General features: G+C 61.6%; 18 protein-coding genes. 5 read left to right on the plus strand and 13 right to left on the minus strand.

The annotated features are described in order from the left end of the window. Position 1: 1 nt before the first annotated feature. The 6 genes from ahcY to chvI form a co-directional block, all read right to left on the minus strand. A complete protein-coding gene (gene ahcY / locus BKP54_RS29190; RefSeq protein ID WP_025425341.1) occupies positions 2 to 1,402 on the minus strand; it encodes an adenosylhomocysteinase in 1,401 nt (466 codons plus the stop codon). Between the two features lie 168 nt (positions 1,403 to 1,570). Further along, a complete protein-coding gene (locus BKP54_RS29195) occupies positions 1,571 to 1,864 on the minus strand; it encodes an HPr family phosphocarrier protein (protein WP_025425342.1) in 294 nt (97 codons plus the stop codon). Next, positions 1,861 to 2,262 carry a PTS sugar transporter subunit IIA gene (locus tag BKP54_RS29200; protein WP_025425343.1) on the minus strand — a complete coding sequence of 134 codons (402 nt, stop codon included), beginning with the start codon at positions 2,260 to 2,262 and terminating at the stop codon, positions 1,861 to 1,863. The genes BKP54_RS29195 and BKP54_RS29200 overlap by 4 nt, the downstream gene beginning before the upstream one ends. A 156-nt stretch (positions 2,263 to 2,418) precedes the next feature. Further along, positions 2,419 to 2,841: a serine kinase gene (locus BKP54_RS29205; protein ID WP_051509138.1), complete on the minus strand. Its 423-nt coding sequence runs from the start codon at positions 2,839 to 2,841 to the stop codon at positions 2,419 to 2,421. Positions 2,842 to 2,870: 29 nt separating this feature from the next. After that, positions 2,871 to 4,652, minus strand: a complete 1,782-nt coding sequence (locus BKP54_RS29210) for a sensor histidine kinase (RefSeq protein WP_025425345.1) — start codon at positions 4,650 to 4,652, stop codon at positions 2,871 to 2,873. 228 nt (positions 4,653 to 4,880) lie between these two features. Further along, on the minus strand, positions 4,881 to 5,609 hold the full coding sequence (chvI, locus tag BKP54_RS29215; RefSeq protein WP_025425346.1) for a two-component system response regulator ChvI: 729 nt from the start codon (positions 5,607 to 5,609) through the stop codon (positions 4,881 to 4,883). A gap of 329 nt (positions 5,610 to 5,938) precedes the next feature. Between chvI and BKP54_RS29220 the strand changes: the two genes are divergently transcribed. From BKP54_RS29220 to BKP54_RS29240, 5 genes are all read left to right on the plus strand, one after another. Continuing rightward, complete coding sequence (locus BKP54_RS29220) at positions 5,939 to 7,549, plus strand: phosphoenolpyruvate carboxykinase (RefSeq protein ID WP_025425347.1); 1,611 nt, start codon at positions 5,939 to 5,941, stop codon at positions 7,547 to 7,549. Between the two features lie 217 nt (positions 7,550 to 7,766). Then, entirely contained in the window at positions 7,767 to 8,201 is a 435-nt protein-coding gene (arfB, locus tag BKP54_RS29225) for an alternative ribosome rescue aminoacyl-tRNA hydrolase ArfB (protein ID WP_025425348.1), read from the plus strand. A gap of 93 nt (positions 8,202 to 8,294) precedes the next feature. Then, entirely contained in the window at positions 8,295 to 8,768 is a 474-nt protein-coding gene (gene lysM / locus BKP54_RS29230) for a peptidoglycan-binding protein LysM (protein ID WP_025425349.1), read from the plus strand. Further along, a complete protein-coding gene (locus tag BKP54_RS29235; RefSeq protein ID WP_025425350.1) occupies positions 8,765 to 9,214 on the plus strand; it encodes a hypothetical protein in 450 nt (149 codons plus the stop codon). The genes lysM and BKP54_RS29235 overlap by 4 nt, the downstream gene beginning before the upstream one ends. Positions 9,215 to 9,224: 10 nt before the next feature. Next, positions 9,225 to 9,836, plus strand: coding sequence for an alpha-ketoglutarate-dependent dioxygenase AlkB (locus BKP54_RS29240; protein ID WP_025425351.1), 612 nt, complete (start codon positions 9,225 to 9,227; stop codon positions 9,834 to 9,836). Between the two features lie 99 nt (positions 9,837 to 9,935). Here BKP54_RS29240 and coaA read toward each other — a convergent pair whose 3' ends face one another. From coaA to hisB, 7 genes are read right to left on the minus strand one after another with little or no spacing between them, the layout of a single operon-like run. Then, positions 9,936 to 10,931, minus strand: a complete 996-nt coding sequence (gene coaA, locus BKP54_RS29245; RefSeq protein ID WP_025425352.1) for a type I pantothenate kinase — start codon at positions 10,929 to 10,931, stop codon at positions 9,936 to 9,938. Further along, positions 10,928 to 11,251 carry a phosphoribosyl-ATP diphosphatase gene (locus BKP54_RS29250; protein WP_025425353.1) on the minus strand — a complete coding sequence of 108 codons (324 nt, stop codon included), beginning with the start codon at positions 11,249 to 11,251 and terminating at the stop codon, positions 10,928 to 10,930. Before BKP54_RS29250 ends, coaA begins: the two co-directional genes overlap by 4 nt. A gap of 17 nt (positions 11,252 to 11,268) precedes the next feature. Next, positions 11,269 to 12,045 (minus strand): imidazole glycerol phosphate synthase subunit HisF, encoded by a 777-nt coding sequence (gene hisF / locus BKP54_RS29255; protein ID WP_025425354.1) that lies wholly within the window; start codon positions 12,043 to 12,045, stop codon positions 11,269 to 11,271. Positions 12,046 to 12,049: 4 nt separating this feature from the next. Continuing rightward, the gene (gene hisA, locus BKP54_RS29260; protein WP_025425355.1) at positions 12,050 to 12,787 is read right to left on the minus strand and encodes a 1-(5-phosphoribosyl)-5-[(5-phosphoribosylamino)methylideneamino]imidazole-4-carboxamide isomerase; all 738 of its coding nucleotides are present in this window, start codon (positions 12,785 to 12,787) and stop codon (positions 12,050 to 12,052) included. Between the two features lie 31 nt (positions 12,788 to 12,818). Next, complete coding sequence (gene hisH / locus BKP54_RS29265) at positions 12,819 to 13,469, minus strand: imidazole glycerol phosphate synthase subunit HisH (RefSeq protein WP_025425356.1); 651 nt, start codon at positions 13,467 to 13,469, stop codon at positions 12,819 to 12,821. After that, a complete protein-coding gene (locus BKP54_RS29270; RefSeq protein ID WP_084815296.1) occupies positions 13,469 to 13,936 on the minus strand; it encodes a DUF2628 domain-containing protein in 468 nt (155 codons plus the stop codon). Before BKP54_RS29270 ends, hisH begins: the two co-directional genes overlap by 1 nt. A 24-nt stretch (positions 13,937 to 13,960) precedes the next feature. After that, on the minus strand, positions 13,961 to 14,569 hold the full coding sequence (gene hisB, locus BKP54_RS29275; protein ID WP_025425358.1) for an imidazoleglycerol-phosphate dehydratase HisB: 609 nt from the start codon (positions 14,567 to 14,569) through the stop codon (positions 13,961 to 13,963). Positions 14,570 to 14,785 lie beyond the last annotated feature (216 nt).

Here is a 14,785-nt window from a genome sequence, read left to right on the forward strand (position 1 = left end):
ATTAGTACCGGTAGTGTTCCGGCTTGAACGGACCCTGCTGGCCGACGCCGATATAGTCGGCCTGTTCGCGCGACAGCTCGGAGAGCTTCGCGCCCAGCTTGTTCAGGTGCAGGCGGGCAACCTTCTCGTCGAGCGCCTTCGGCAGAACGTAGACTTCGTTCTTGTAGTTCTCACCCTTGGTGAAAAGCTCGATCTGAGCCAGCACCTGGTTGGAGAACGAAGCGGACATCACGAAGGACGGGTGACCGGTGGCGTTGCCGAGGTTGAGCAGGCGACCTTCCGACAGAAGGATCATGCGGTTGCCCTTCGGGAACTCGATCATGTCGACCTGCGGCTTGATGTTCGTCCACTTCAGGTTACGCAGCGCGGAGACCTGAATTTCGTTGTCGAAGTGGCCGATGTTGCCGACGATCGCCATGTCCTTCATCTCGCGCATGTGGTCCATGCGGATGACGTCCTTGTTGCCGGTCGTGGTGATGAAGATGTCGGCAGACGAAACAACATCTTCGAGCTGGACGACTTCGAAACCGTCCATGGCTGCCTGCAGGGCGCAGATCGGGTCGACTTCCGTGACCTTTACGCGGGCGCCAGCGCCGCTGAGCGAAGCAGCCGAGCCCTTGCCGACGTCGCCGTAGCCGCAGACAACGGCAACCTTGCCGGCCATCATCACGTCGGTGCCGCGGCGGATGCCGTCAACCAGCGATTCCTTGCAGCCGTACTTGTTGTCGAACTTCGACTTGGTGACGGAATCGTTGACGTTGATTGCCGGGAAGGGCAGCAGGCCCTTGGCCTGGAGCTGGTACAGACGGTTGACGCCTGTCGTCGTTTCCTCGGTCACGCCCTTGATGGCGTCACGCTGCTTGGTGAACCAGCCCGGCGAAGCCTGGAGGCGCTTCTTGATCTGCGCGAACAGGATCTCTTCTTCTTCCGAACCCGGGTTGGAGAGAACGTCCTCGCCGGCTTCGGCGCGGGCGCCGAGCAGGATGTACATGGTCGCGTCGCCACCGTCGTCCAGGATCATGTTGGAGACGCCGCCGTCGGTCCACTGGAAGATCTTGTCGGTGTAGGTCCAGTATTCTTCAAGCGTTTCGCCCTTGACGGCGAAGACCGGGATGCCGCTGGCAGCAATTGCTGCGGCTGCGTGGTCCTGGGTCGAGAAGATGTTGCACGAGGCCCAACGGATGTCAGCGCCGAGAGCCGCGAGCGTCTCGATCAGCACGGCCGTCTGGATGGTCATGTGCAGCGAACCGGTGATCCGCGCGCCCTTCAGCGGCTTGGAGGCGCCGAACTCTTCGCGGCAGGCGATCAGGCCCGGCATCTCGGTTTCGGCGATCGTGATTTCCTTGCGTCCGAAATCGGCAAGACCGATGTCGGCGACGATGTAATCCTGAGTGGTGGTCATGAAATTCTCCAGGCTGATCTCTTCAAGCCGCTCTGGCCCTCTGGCCATCCGGCGGCACGACTATGCCTCCCGCGCATGTCATCGCGGTGAGAGTGCGATCGATCTATCAGGAATCCTGGGGCAGGGCAACCTCGATATAAAGAAGTCTTTATATCTTTATATTGTCGGTCACATTTCTTCGCCGAACTTGTCGCGCACAAGCGCGTCGAGCGCATTCAGCGCTTCTTCGGCCTGCGCACCGCTGGCGGTGACGCAAACGCTTGAGCCGGTGCTGGCGGCCAGCATCATCAGGCCCATGATCGAGGTGCCCCCGACGGTGCTGCCGTCCTTCGACACCGTGATTTCGGCATCGTAGGCCTCGACCGTTTGTACGAACTTCGCCGAAGCGCGGGCGTGGAGGCCGCGTTTGTTGACGATGAGGAGCTCGCGCGTCAGCAACATGTCGGTGCGATGGTCCATCATTTTCCACTCAGGACGCGGCTGGCGACGTTGATGTATTTGCGTCCCGCCTCGGAAGCCTCCAGCAGGGCCTTGTCCATGTCGCTTTCGCCACGCACGCCGGCCAGCTTGATCAGCATCGGCAGGTTGACGCCGGCGATGACTTCGACCGTGCCGCTGCGCATGACCGAGATGGCAAGATTGGAAGGCGTGCCGCCGAACATATCGGTGAGAATGATGACACCGTGGCCCTCGTCGACATTGGTCACGGCGTCGAGGATATCCTGCCGACGCTGATCCATGTCGTCCTCGGGGCCGATGCAAACGGTCTCGATAGCTTTTTGCGGACCGACAACATGCTCGAGCGCGTGCCGGAATTCCTCAGCCAGCTTGCCATGGGTGACAAGCACAAGTCCGATCATGGGTATCTTTTCTCCGACTGCACGCGCAATTCACTGATGGTCAGATATCGCAATGCAGCAATTTCGTCCACCTGTTGGGGCGGCCATCTTGGCAAGGAAAAGGCGAAGTGCAAGCCAAAAATGCCGAAAAACCAGCCCAGTTGCCTGCAACTATAGCTAAAATCCTAATTTTTCGGGTAGCAGCACACGCAGAACAGCAAGCACGTGTACGCCGTTTTCAATGGGGACGCGAACAATTGGCAGGCTGCCACCGCCGGGTAGGGGAAGTTCCTCGTTTTCCGGCGGCATGCGCGGATCGAATGGCGCGTTGACGGGCAGGATTGCCCAATCCATTACCGCTGCATGCACCGTCTCGAGCCTGGCAATGCCGGCGCCGCGGATCTCTATCAGGCCTTCGATCGACGCGGGGCAACGGGCGATTATTCGGCCCTGCTCCATTGACAGGTCGACACGATCGTCGGCGACCAGTGCCGCAAAGTGTCCCATCTGCTGTGCCGCCGAAATACAGGCGAGCGCCAGCCGCGATTTGCCGATGCCGGAAGGTCCGGTTACCAGAAAGCCGGTCGTGCCGAGAACCATTGCCGTGCCGTGAATGTTGTGCCGCGGCGTCACGCGTGCGGCTCGGCGGGCAGGGAAAGCACGAAGCGGGCGCCGACGATCCGCCGATCCGGACCCATGATGTTCTCGGCCTTCAGCGTGCCGCCGTGCGCTTCGGCAATCTGCCGGGAGATGGACAGGCCAAGACCGGAGTTCTGGCCGAAGTCTTCGCCTTCCGGCCTGTCGGTATAGAAGCGTTCGAAGATCCGGTCGATGTCTTCTGCCTGGATGCCGGGACCATTGTCCTCGATATAGACGAGGCAGCGCGACCGGGAGCGCGTCAGGCGCACGACGATGCGGCCGCCCTGTTCGGGTACGAAGGAGCGGGCGTTTTCGATCAGATTGGTGATGATCTGGCCGATGCGCAGTTCGTAGCCGTTGATGGCGAAGCGCGCCTTGGGGCTGTCCTTGCGGTCGATGACGAAATCGAGCAGCACCGGCTTCTTCTTGCTGCGGATCTGGCGCGAGATATCGACGAGGTCGCCCAGCAGTTTTTCGAGGTCGATCACCTTGGCGTCGCTACGCGCAAGCTCGGCGTCAAGACGCGAGGCGTCGGAGATATCGCTGATCAGGCGGTCGAGGCGACGAACGTCATGCTGGATGACGTCCATCAGCCGCTTCTTCGATTCGTCGGTGCGGGCGAGCGGAAGCGTTTCGACTGCGCTGCGCAGCGACGTCAGCGGATTCTTCAACTCATGGCTGACGTCGGCGGCGAAATTCTCGATCGCCGCGATTCTGTCGTAGAGTGCGGTCGTCATCTCGCGCAACGCGACGGAGAGATTGCCGATCTCGTCCTGGCGCGACGAGAAATCAGGAATTTCCTCGCGCTCCTTGGCACCGCCGCGACGCACCCGGATGGCGGCGGCCGAAAGGCGCCGCAACGGATTGGCGATCGTCGACGACAAGAGCAGCGACAGAATGACGTTGACGAGGGCGGCTACCCCGAACACGCGGATGATGGCGAGGCGTTCGGCATGCACGATCTTGTCGATATCGCCGGCCTGGGTGGACAAGAGCAGCACGCCGAGAACGGCGCGGGACCGCTGCACTGGCACGGCGACCGAGACGATGAGCTCGCCCTTTTCGGTCACGCGGCGCACCGCACCACGCACGCCGGTCAGCGCGTTCATCACTTCCGGATAGATCGATCCGTTGCCGCCCGGCGGCTCCTTGTAGAGCGGCAGGTCGCCCGACTGCAGCAGGCGGTTGATCCAGCTTCCGAACTTTTCCTCGATACCGGTGGCTTCGGGATCGACGGGCGGCAGGTCGAAGCGCAGCACCTGGCCGCCGCTATAAAGGTGGCGCGAATCGAGCAGCAGATCCGCATCGGCGTCGAACAGGCGCGCGCGGGTGCGGGTCGGCGAGATCAGCCGCCTGAGCACCGGAGCCACCCGTTCCTGGATGATGGGGAAATCGAGGTCTTCGTCGCTCGGCAGCGGCGTGATGCTCTGGCCGGCCTGCAGCTCCAGCAGTTTTTCAGGATCGATGGTGATCGAATTGGTGTCGACGGAGGCGGAAGCCGAAATGGCGCCGGCGATGATTTCGCCCTGGGTCAGCAGGCTTTCGACGCGGGCGTCGATCAGCCCTTCGCGAAACTGGTTGAGATACATGATCCCGCCGACCAGAACCACGAGCGCAACGAGATTGAAGAAGACGATCCGTCGCGTCAGGCTCGAAAAGACGGCGTTGCCGAACAGGCGGCGAATCAGCGTGAACGAATAGGCCCAGCGCCGGCCTTTCGCCGATGTCCGTCCGTCAAGTTCATCGACATCGCCTTGCAAGACTTCCACCAAGTCTTTCCGCTCCCGCAGCGGGAGTATCCCCGCCGTATCTTCTGATTGCGACCAGGCGTCACCCGGATGTCGGGTTTCGCAGATCCGCGGATGTTCTTTCTGGTCTTCGGTCTCGTGGATCCGATGCCACCGGCCAAGCCAAGAGGCGGGTCAAAGCCTGCCGCCATCGCGTCGGTTCTGAATGCTCCACAAACGACGCGATGGCAAGTGCTGAGACCCCGCGTCGCTTCAGGCCATCTCGCGGAAGCGGTAGCCGACGCCGTAAAGCGTCTCGATCATGTCGAAGTCATTGTCGACCATCTTGAACTTCTTGCGCAGCCGTTTGATGTGGCTGTCGATGGTGCGGTCGTCGACATAGACCTGCTCGTCATAGGCGGCGTCCATCAGCGCGTCGCGGCTCTTCACCACGCCCGGGCGCTGGGCGAGGGAGTGAAGAATGAGAAACTCGGTCACCGTAAGCGTGACCGGCTCGTTCTTCCAGGTGCAGGTGTGGCGCTCCTGGTCCATGGCCAGCTGCCCACGCTCGAGCGAGCGCGAGGGCGTGTCGGAAGTCTTGGGTGTTCCGGCGGTGCCGCCGGCTGCAGCCGCTTCGCGGTTGGCCGCCCGGCGCAGGATCGCCTTGACGCGCTCGACCAGCAGGCGCTGGGAGAACGGCTTGGTGATGAAATCGTCCGCACCCATCTTCAGGCCGAAGAGCTCGTCGATTTCCTCGTCCTTGGAGGTCAGGAAGATCACCGGCAAATCCGACTTCTGACGCAGGCGCCGCAACAGCTCCATGCCGTCCATGCGCGGCATCTTGATGTCGAAGATCGCAAGCTGCGGCGGTCGGGCCAATAGGCCTTCGAGCGCCGAGGCGCCGTCGGTATAGGTCTCGACCTTGTAGCCTTCAGCTTCAAGCGCGATGGATACGGACGTCAGGATATTCCGGTCATCATCGACAAGCGCGATGGTCTGCATCGTGTTCAACTCCGTCATTTGAGGCCGATCGCCGGTTTCGTCTCCGAATCTGCGGCAACCGCGAGTCACGGGTGCGTTACTTGAGTATAAAGGTGGAACAAATTGTGGCGAAGCCCAAAATGCGCTCAAGCGTACACTCCGTCGCCCAGAGGCAGATATGGCGCAGGGAACTCGGATTCAACCGATTAAAAAAACGATAATTTTCTTTAAATCGATTAATATACTGAAATCATTATTCTTTTTTTGACGTCGCCTTGTTTTTGAGAGAGCATGCAAGTATGTTCCGGCCAGATTTAACGCCAATGGCCAAACACGAAGGAAGCTTGACCATGGAGCAACTCGGCACTCGCAATGCAGCGAACGGCTTGGAAAAACTCGGCTTTACGGATCTCGATGTGGTCCGCTACAACCTCGAAGCCCCAGAGCTTTATGAAGAAGCCATTCGCCGCGGCGAGGCTCAGCTGACGGCGCACGGCGCGATCGTTGCGCGCACCGGTCAGCACACCGGCCGCTCCCCGAAGGACAAGTTCGTCGTTCGTGATGCGTCCACCGACGATCAGATCTGGTGGGACAACAACAAGCCGCTGTCGCCGGAGCATTTCGCCGTGCTGCGCCAGGATATGCTTGATCATGCCAAGGGCATGTCGCTCTATGTCCAGGATCTCGTTGGCGGCGCCGACAAGGACAATGCCCTGCCGACCCGCGTCGTCACGGAATTTGCCTGGCATTCGCTGTTCATTCGCAACCTGCTGATCCGTCCGGAGCGTGGTGCGCTGGCTTCCTTCCTGCCGAAGCTGACGATCATCGACCTGCCGAGCTTCAAGGCTGATCCCGAGCGGCACGGCTGCCGCACGGAAACGGTCATTGCCTGCGATCTGACCAACGGTCTCATTCTCATCGGCGGTACGTCCTATGCCGGCGAGATGAAGAAGTCGGTATTTACCGTTCTGAACTACCTGCTGCCGAAGAAGGGCGTCATGCCGATGCACTGCTCGGCCAATGTCGGCCCTGAAGGCGATACCGCCATCTTCTTCGGCCTGTCGGGCACCGGCAAGACCACGCTTTCGGCCGATCCGACCCGCACGCTGATCGGTGACGATGAGCATGGCTGGGGAGAGCAGGGCGTCTTCAATTTCGAAGGCGGTTGCTATGCCAAGGCCATCCGTCTCTCCGAAGCGGCCGAGCCGGAAATCTTCGCGACGACCCGCCGCTTCGGCACCGTCATGGAGAACGTCGTTCTCGACGAACGCCGGGTTCCCGATTTCGACGACGGTTCGCTGACCGAAAACACCCGCTGCGCCTATCCGCTCGATTTCATCCCGAATGCCAGCGAAACCGGTACCGCGCCGCAGCCGCGCACGATCATCATGCTGACCGCCGATGCCTTCGGCGTGATGCCGCCGATCGCCAAGCTGACGCCGGAACAGGCGATGTATCACTTCCTGTCTGGCTACACCGCCAAGGTCGCCGGCACCGAGAAGGGCGTCACCGAGCCGGAAGCAACGTTCTCGACCTGCTTCGGCGCGCCGTTCATGCCGCGTCACCCGTCGGAATACGGCAACCTGCTGAAGGATCTGATCGCCAACAACGGCGTCACCTGCTGGCTGGTCAACACCGGCTGGACCGGCGGTGCCTATGGCGCCGGCAGCCGCATGCCGATCAAGGTGACCCGCGCCCTGCTCGCGGCAGCCCTCGACGGTTCGCTGAACGCTAGCGAACTGCGCACTGACGCGAACTTCGGCTTCGCCGTGCCGGTTTCGGTACCGGGCGTCGACGACGGCATTCTTGATCCGCGCTCGACCTGGGCTGATGGTAACGCCTATGACGCTCAGGCCCGTCGCCTCGTCGATATGTTCGTCGCCAACTTCGCCAAGTTCGAAGACCATGTCGATGGCAGCGTCCGCGATGCAGCTCCCGGCACGAAGATTGCCGCCGAATAAGCATTGCTGGCTATGATTCACGTGAAACCCGGCCTCAATGGCCGGGTTTCACTTTTTGTGGTTGCTTGTTTTCAAGCGGTTCGCTCTGTGCGCTGCAGCGCACGCGTCAAATGTGACGCGCAAAGGACGCTGTAAGGCTCGAGATCTGCTGCATAATTTTCTCCGTAAATCGATTCCGGTTTTAGGAATTATGCAGTAGAAAGCGCCAGGAGCGATCATGGCCAGCGACCCTTTATACATCAACGAACAGATCGTTATCGCCGGGTGGGAACTCAGCGAGCAATTCGTGCTGGCTGGCGGGCCGGGTGGACAGAACGTCAACAAGGTGTCGACGGCCGTTCAGTTGTTCTTCAATGTCCAGGCCTCGCCCGCGCTCACCGATCGCATCAAGGCCAACACCCTGAAGCTCGCCGGTCGCCGCGCCTCGAAAGACGGCGTGTTGATGATCGAGGCCAGTCGCTTTCGCAGCCAGGAGCGCAACCGCGAGGATGCCCGTGAACGGCTGAAGGAGATGATCCTGAAGGCCGCGGAGCCGCCGCCGCCACCGCGCAGGAAGACCAAGCCGACACGCGGCTCGATCGAGCGCCGACTGAAGGAAAAAACCGGTCGCGGCGAGACCAAGAAGTTGCGCGGCCGCCCGACTGGCGAGTGACTTGCGGTTGCGGATTCTTTTCGGCTGTCCCTTGTCTTTTGTCGCCAAGCGCCCTCTCTTATCGCGCAGGAACTTTTGCAGAAGGAGAAATCCATGGGCCTTTTCAGTTTTATCAAGAACGCCGGCAAGAAGTTGGGCATTGGCGGTGACGACGATGCGCCTGATGCCGACAGCGTCCAGAAGGAACTCGCTTCGCACGATCTCGGCACCAAGGACGTCCAGGTCGAAGTCGTCAACGACAAGGTGGTGCTGAAGGGTGTCGTCAAGGATCAGACGGCGTTCGAGAAGGCGGTCGTCGCCGTCGGCAACACGCTCGGCGTGTCTTCGGTCGAAGCGTCTGAGCTGAAGGTGGCGGATGCCGGTGCAGCGCCCGCGCCCGCCAAGGCCCCCGTCTTCTATACCGTCAAGAAGGGCGACAACCTCTGGAAGATCGCCGAGGCGCAGTACGGCAAGGGCAAGGGCGCCAAGCACACGGTCATCTTCGAGGCAAACAAACCGATGCTGACCCATCCCGACAAAATTTACCCCGGTCAGGTGCTGCGCATTCCGGATCTGGATGCCGCGTGACAGCCTTGTCGATGCGTGCATTTTCGAGCGTCGTTCTGGTGGTCGCAAGTCTTGGACTTGCCTCCGCCGGCACCGCGCAATCGCTGCGTGAGCCGGCTAAGGGTAGTTCGGAGCGTGCAGCGATCCTTGATGCCTTGCGGCCTGCCGTCGAGGCGGAGATGCGCGGTTCGGTTGAATTCGTCGTCACGACGATGCGAGCGGCGCCGAACTGGGCCTTCGTCCAGGTCGAGCCGCAACGTCCGGGCGGCGGCAGCATCGATCTCGCGCAGACCGGGTTTCGCGACGAGGCCGACATGATGGATGGCTTGACGGTGTTCGCGCTCGTCAGCTTCCAGGGCGGTCGATGGAATCTGGTGGATCACGTCGTTGGTCCGACGGATGTCGCCTATGCCGGCTGGTCTGAGCGCTACGGCGTCCCGGCAAAACTGCTCGGGCTTGAGGAGTGAGGGCAACCTCATGCAGGTTCTCCCGAAAGGAATAAAACACATCCCTGGCTTTCTCGACCGGGCCCGTCAGGAGCAGATCGTTGAAGCGATCAGGGGCGTGGTGCACGAAGCGCCGCTGTTCGTGCCGGCGATGCCGAAGACCGGTAAGCCGATGTCGGTGCGCATGACCAATTGCGGCCCGCTCGGCTGGGTGACCGACCGCGAGAAGGGCTACCGTTATCAGCCGCAGCATCCGGGGACGGGCAGGCCGTGGCCGCCGATGCCGGATGTTCTCCTTGAAATCTGGAATGCGGTTTCGGCCAGCGACAAACGGCCGGAAGCATGCCTGGTGAATTTCTATTCCGACGAGGCCCGCATGGGTCTGCACCAAGACAGGGACGAGCGCGATCTGGAAACATCAGTCGTCTCGATTTCCCTTGGCGATAGCTGCCTGTTTCGGGTCGGCGGCAGAGAGCGCGGCAGCCAGACCATATCCTTCAGGCTCGAAAGCGGCGATATCGTCGTGCTCGGCGGCGAGGGGCGTCTGGCCTTCCACGGTGTCGACCGGATCTATCCGAACACATCGACGCTGCTCAAGAACGGTGGCCGACTCAATCTGACGCTGCGCCGGGTGAACCCCTAAGGCATGTCGCGTCAAAATAGAGCGGCAGCCTTCGCGTCACGCCCACATTTTCCGCGAAGCCATCGCTGCGTATTCTCGGGTCGCACGCATGTTGCACGCTCAAAGCTTGCGCAGCGCCACCTTCTCGGTGAGGTGGTTGGGGCCTTTCTGCAGGATGAGGTCGGCGCGCGGCCGCGTCGGCAGAATGTTCTGGTGCAGGTTCTTCAGGTTGATGTTGTGCCAAAGTCCTTCGGCGATCGCGCGCGCCGCATCCTCGCTGATGGTCGCATAGCGGTGGAAGTAGGATTCCGGATTCTTGAAGGCCGTTTCCCTGAGGCGCATGAAGCGGCTGACATACCAGCTGTGGATCAGGCTCTCCTCGGCGTCGATGTAGATCGAGAAGTCGAAGAAGTCCGAGACCATCGGCACGATCTTGCCGTCGGCGGGCAGGTTGCGCGATTGCAGGACGTTGATGCCTTCGAAGATCAGAATGTCGGGCCGGTCGATGACCGTGTACTGGTCCGGCAGCACGTCATAGGTCATGTGCGAATAGCTCGGTGCCTTGACATTGGGCTGGCCGGCCTTGATCGCCGAGAGGAACCGCAGCAGCGCGCCGAGGTCGTAGCTTTCCGGGAAGCCCTTGCGATCCATCATGTTTTCGCGCTGCAGGACGGCGTTCGGATAGAGGAAGCCGTCCGTCGTCACCAGATCGACCTTCGGGCTCGACGGCCAGCGCGACAGGAGCTGGGCAAGGATACGTGCGGCCGTCGACTTGCCGACGGCGACCGATCCGGCAATGCCGATGACGAAGGGCGTCTTCGTCTCGCCGGACATGCTGAGGAAGCGCTTGCGCTGCTCGAACAAAAGCTGGGACGATTCCACATGCGCGGACAGAAGCCGCGACAGCGACAGGTAAATCTGCCTGACCTCGCCGAGGTCCACCGGGTCGTTCAGCGAGCGCAGACGCTGCACTTCGTCTGCCGTCAACGTCAGGGGCGTGTCCGCGCGAAAGCGGGACCACTCTTCGGCAGAAAACAGATGATAGGGCGAATAGTCCCGGTTCTGGAGATTGTCCGGGAGATCGACCGTTTCGATGTCTTGCGCAGCTAGGGTCATGGATCCTGCCGATTAGCCTTTTCCTGCAGACCGGATTGGCTTGTCCGCCGTGCAAGTTCGTCGAGCACATCCTGCAACGGAATGTCTGCAATTTTCAATACGACCATGAGATGATAGAGCAGATCGGCGCTCTCATCGACGAGATTCTGGCGGTCGTTGCGGATCGCTGCGATCACGGTTTCGACCGCTTCCTCGCCCAGCTTCTTGGCCGCTTTCTGCTGGCCGCTTGCGACCAGTTTCGCCGTCCAGGATTCGTCCGGTGACGCTTTGGCGCGCGCGGCGACGATGGTCTCGAGGTCGGAAAGGGAGAAATCACTCATGAACGAAACCCTGAAACTCAATCGAGACGCATGGCGATGCCATGTTCGGCCATATAGCGCTTGGTTTCGCCAATGCTATAGGTGCCGAAGTGGAAGATCGAAGCGGCCAGAACCGCCGTCGCATGGCCGTCGCGGATGCCGGCAACCATATGGTCGAGCGTGCCGACGCCTCCGGACGCAATGACCGGCGCACGCACCGCATCGGCAACCGCCCGGGTGAGCGCGATATCGTAGCCGCTCTTCGTTCCGTCACGATCCATCGAGGTCAAAAGGATTTCGCCGGCACCGAGATCGACGACGCGCCGGGCAAAGTCCACCGCATCGATGCCCGTCGTCTGGCGGCCGCCATGGGTGAAGATTTCCCACCGGTTCTCTTCGCCGTCCTTCGAGACTTTCTTGGCGTCGATCGCAACGACGATGCACTGGTTGCCGAACTTGTCGGCGGCTTCGGCGACGAACTCCGGGTTCTTCACCGCCGCCGTGTTGATCGACACCTTGTCGGCGCCTGCCAAAAGCAGCTTGCGGATATCGGCCACCTGACGCACGCCACCGCCGACGGTCAGTGGCATGAAACACTGCTCGGCCGTGCGCGCCACCACATCGAAGATGGTTTCGCGGTTGTCCGACGAGGCGGTGATGTCGAGGAAGCAGAGCTCGTCCGCTCCGGCCGCATCATAGGCGCGGGCTGCCTCCACCGGGTCGCCGGCATCGATCAGGTCGACGAAGTTGACCCCTTTGACGACCCGACCGTCCTTGACGTCGAGGCAGGGGATAACGCGGGCTTTGAGGGTCATCGGCTCATGCCTTTCTCGTGGCGCGGATCAGCGCCAGGGCTTCCTGCGGGTCGATGCGGCCATCATAGAGCGCACGGCCGGAGATCGCGCCTTCAAGTTTTGCCGCATCCGGGGCGATCATTCGCCGGATATCATCCATCGAAGCGAGACCGCCCGAAGCGATCACCGGGATCGAAACCGCATCGGCAAGCTCCAGCGTCGAAGGCCAGTTGATGCCCGTGAGAATGCCGTCGCGATCGATGTCGGTGTAGATGATCGCCGATACGCCGGCACCCTCGAATTTCTTCGCAAGCTCGATGACGCCGAGTTCCGACGCCTCGGCCCAGCCCTCGACCGCAACCTTGCCGCCCTTAGCGTCGATGCCGACGGCGACCTTGCCCGGGAATTTTCGGCAGGCTTCGATCACCAGTGCCGGGTCGCGCACCGCGACGGTGCCGAGGATGACGCGGGCAAGCCCGCGCGACAGCCAGTTGTCGATATGGTCAAGCGTACGGATGCCGCCGCCGAGTTGGACCGGGTTCTTGGTCGACTTGAGGATCGCGTCGACGGCAGCACCATTAACGGTCTCGCCGGCAAAGGCACCGTTGAGGTCGACCACATGCAACCACTCGAAACCCTGCTCCTCGAAGGCGCGCGCCTGGGCGCCCGGATCCGGGTTGTAGACCGTTGCCTGCTCCATGTCGCCGAGCTTCAGGCGCACGCATTGCCCGTCTTTCAGGTCGATAGCGGGAAAAAGGATCATGTATCTATCCGATCAGAGGTCGCCGGAGCCTTCAGGGCTTCCAACGCAGGAAATTCGAGATGAGGGCAAGGCCAAGCGCCTGGCTCTTTTCCGGATGGAACTGCGAGCCGGCCTTGTTGCCATTGGCGACGAAGGCGGTGACGGCGCCGCCGTAATCCGCCTCGGCCACAACATCGCCGGCATTTTCCGCGGCCAGATGGTAGGAGTGCACGAAATAGGCGTGCAGGCCGTCGTCGCCGGTGCGGATGCCGTCAAACAGCGGGTGCGTGCGGGCAAGCCGCAGCGTGTTCCAGCCGATCTGTGGGATTTTCAGCGACGGATCCGCCGGCCTCATTTCTACGACGTCGCCGGGGATCCAGCCGAAGCCGTGGGTCGTGGTCTTTTCCAGGCCGCGCGACGACATCAGCTGCATGCCGACGCAGATGCCGAGAAACGGGCGACCGGCCTCTTCGACGACCTCGGTCAGTGCCTGCTCCATGCCGTCGACGGCCGTAAGGCCGCGACGGCAATCGGCATAGGCGCCCACGCCCGGCAGGACGATGCGGTCGGCGGTCGCCACCCGCTCGGGCCTGTCCGTCAGGTCGATCTCTGCGTCGATGCCGGCTTCCCGCGCTGCCCGTTCGAAAGCCTTCGTTGCCGAGCGCAGATTGCCCGATCCATAGTCGATAATGGCGACGCGCATCAGCGTTCTCCGTAGGATTCAAAAAGCCCAAGACCCGGGCCGGTGTTTGCCGGCGCCTGTCTCGGCCAGTCGACAGATGGCCGCTCCGCTGCCTTTCGGTCGGCCGGGGCCACGTTTGCGAAGTAGATTTCCTCGGCGGTCTCAAGATCGCGCGCCGGCACGATCGAGCGCACCGTCCAGTTGCGGGCGATCAGGCGGCGGGCGATGAAAACAGGGCCTTCCAGCGAGACCATGAGGCCGAGCGCCAGATGCAACAGCAGCGCTGCCAGGAGGCCGCCACCGATCACCGACAGAGAGATTAACAAAATCTGCAGAACAGCAACTGCGATTCCGAAGAGCCACATGCGCTTGGCGAAAAGCCAGAGCGCCGGAAACAGAAAGGCGCCCCACGAGAAGCCGTCGGCGACGAAACGCGCTCGGTCATCGTCGGCGCGGCGCGGCGGGTCGAGGATCATGTAAGAGGCCATGGTCATCAGCCAGATAATGACCGCTCAGGCAAGCGTACCCTTGGTCGAGGGAACGCGTCCGGCCTGGCGCGGGTCGATTTCGGTTGCCGTGCGAAGCACGCGGGCGACGGACTTGAAGCAGGTCTCGGCGATATGATGGTTGTTGGCGCCGTAGATATTTTGGATATGCAGCGTGATCCCGGCATTCTGGGCGAGCGCCTGGAAGAATTCGCGCACCAGTTCGGTGTCGAACGTGCCGATCTTCGGTGAGGTAAAGGCGACGTTCCAGACAAGGAACGGCCGGCCGGACACATCCACCGCCGCGCGCGTCATCGTCTCGTCCATGGCAAGGTCGAGCGAGGCGTAGCGGGTAATGCCGCGCCGGTCGCCAAGCGCCTTGGCAATGGCCTGGCCGATGGCAATGCCAGTGTCTTCGACAGTGTGGTGATCGTCGACATGGAGGTCGCCATCGGTCTTGATGTCCATGTCGATCAGCGAATGTCGGGAAAGCTGGTCCAGCATGTGGTCGAAGAAGCCGACTCCGGTCGCAATCTTCGACGTTCCGGTTCCATCGATATTGACGGATACGGACACGGCCGTTTCATTCGTCTTTCGCGAAACTTGGCCGGTGCGGCTGGATGTGGCTTCTGCCATCAGGCTCTCCTGTATGCGCTGGAGCCGCTCCTTATCAGGGGAGGCGGAAAATATCCAGAACCGCGGCTGAGATTCGAACGATTCGGGCAGGCGCCCGATTTACGGTCAACTGCGTGGCTCACCGGGATTTGCAATCGCGTAAGGCGCACTTACATAGGCTCCAAGCAACCAGGCTCGTTCGAGCCCCCAACGCCCCTGGTTCTGGGGCCGACAGGT

The sequence above is a fragment of the Ensifer sp. 1H6 genome (genome assembly GCF_001976035.1).
Lineage (GTDB): Bacteria > Pseudomonadota > Alphaproteobacteria > Rhizobiales > Rhizobiaceae > Ensifer > Ensifer canadensis.

Bases quoted from the DNA above. Each gene is read 5' to 3' on its own strand.
- ahcY (WP_025425341.1), bottom strand. From the start codon at position 1,402: ATGACCACCACTCAGGATTACATCGTCGCCGACATCGGTCTTGCCGAT.
- BKP54_RS29195 (WP_025425342.1), bottom strand. From the start codon at position 1,864: ATGATGGACCATCGCACCGACATGTTGCTGACGCGCGAGCTCCTCATC.
- BKP54_RS29200 (WP_025425343.1), bottom strand. From the start codon at position 2,262: ATGATCGGACTTGTGCTTGTCACCCATGGCAAGCTGGCTGAGGAATTC.
- BKP54_RS29205 (WP_051509138.1), bottom strand. From the start codon at position 2,841: ATGGTTCTCGGCACGACCGGCTTTCTGGTAACCGGACCTTCCGGCATC.
- chvI (WP_025425346.1), bottom strand. From the start codon at position 5,609: ATGCAGACCATCGCGCTTGTCGATGATGACCGGAATATCCTGACGTCC.
- BKP54_RS29220 (WP_025425347.1), top strand. From the start codon at position 5,939: ATGGAGCAACTCGGCACTCGCAATGCAGCGAACGGCTTGGAAAAACTC.
- arfB (WP_025425348.1), top strand. From the start codon at position 7,767: ATGGCCAGCGACCCTTTATACATCAACGAACAGATCGTTATCGCCGGG.
- lysM (WP_025425349.1), top strand. From the start codon at position 8,295: ATGGGCCTTTTCAGTTTTATCAAGAACGCCGGCAAGAAGTTGGGCATT.
- BKP54_RS29240 (WP_025425351.1), top strand. From the start codon at position 9,225: ATGCAGGTTCTCCCGAAAGGAATAAAACACATCCCTGGCTTTCTCGAC.
- coaA (WP_025425352.1), bottom strand. From the start codon at position 10,931: ATGACCCTAGCTGCGCAAGACATCGAAACGGTCGATCTCCCGGACAAT.
- BKP54_RS29250 (WP_025425353.1), bottom strand. From the start codon at position 11,251: ATGAGTGATTTCTCCCTTTCCGACCTCGAGACCATCGTCGCCGCGCGC.
- hisF (WP_025425354.1), bottom strand. From the start codon at position 12,045: ATGACCCTCAAAGCCCGCGTTATCCCCTGCCTCGACGTCAAGGACGGT.
- hisA (WP_025425355.1), bottom strand. From the start codon at position 12,787: ATGATCCTTTTTCCCGCTATCGACCTGAAAGACGGGCAATGCGTGCGC.
- hisH (WP_025425356.1), bottom strand. From the start codon at position 13,469: ATGCGCGTCGCCATTATCGACTATGGATCGGGCAATCTGCGCTCGGCA.
- BKP54_RS29270 (WP_084815296.1), bottom strand. From the start codon at position 13,936: ATGGCCTCTTACATGATCCTCGACCCGCCGCGCCGCGCCGACGATGAC.
- hisB (WP_025425358.1), bottom strand. From the start codon at position 14,569: ATGGCAGAAGCCACATCCAGCCGCACCGGCCAAGTTTCGCGAAAGACG.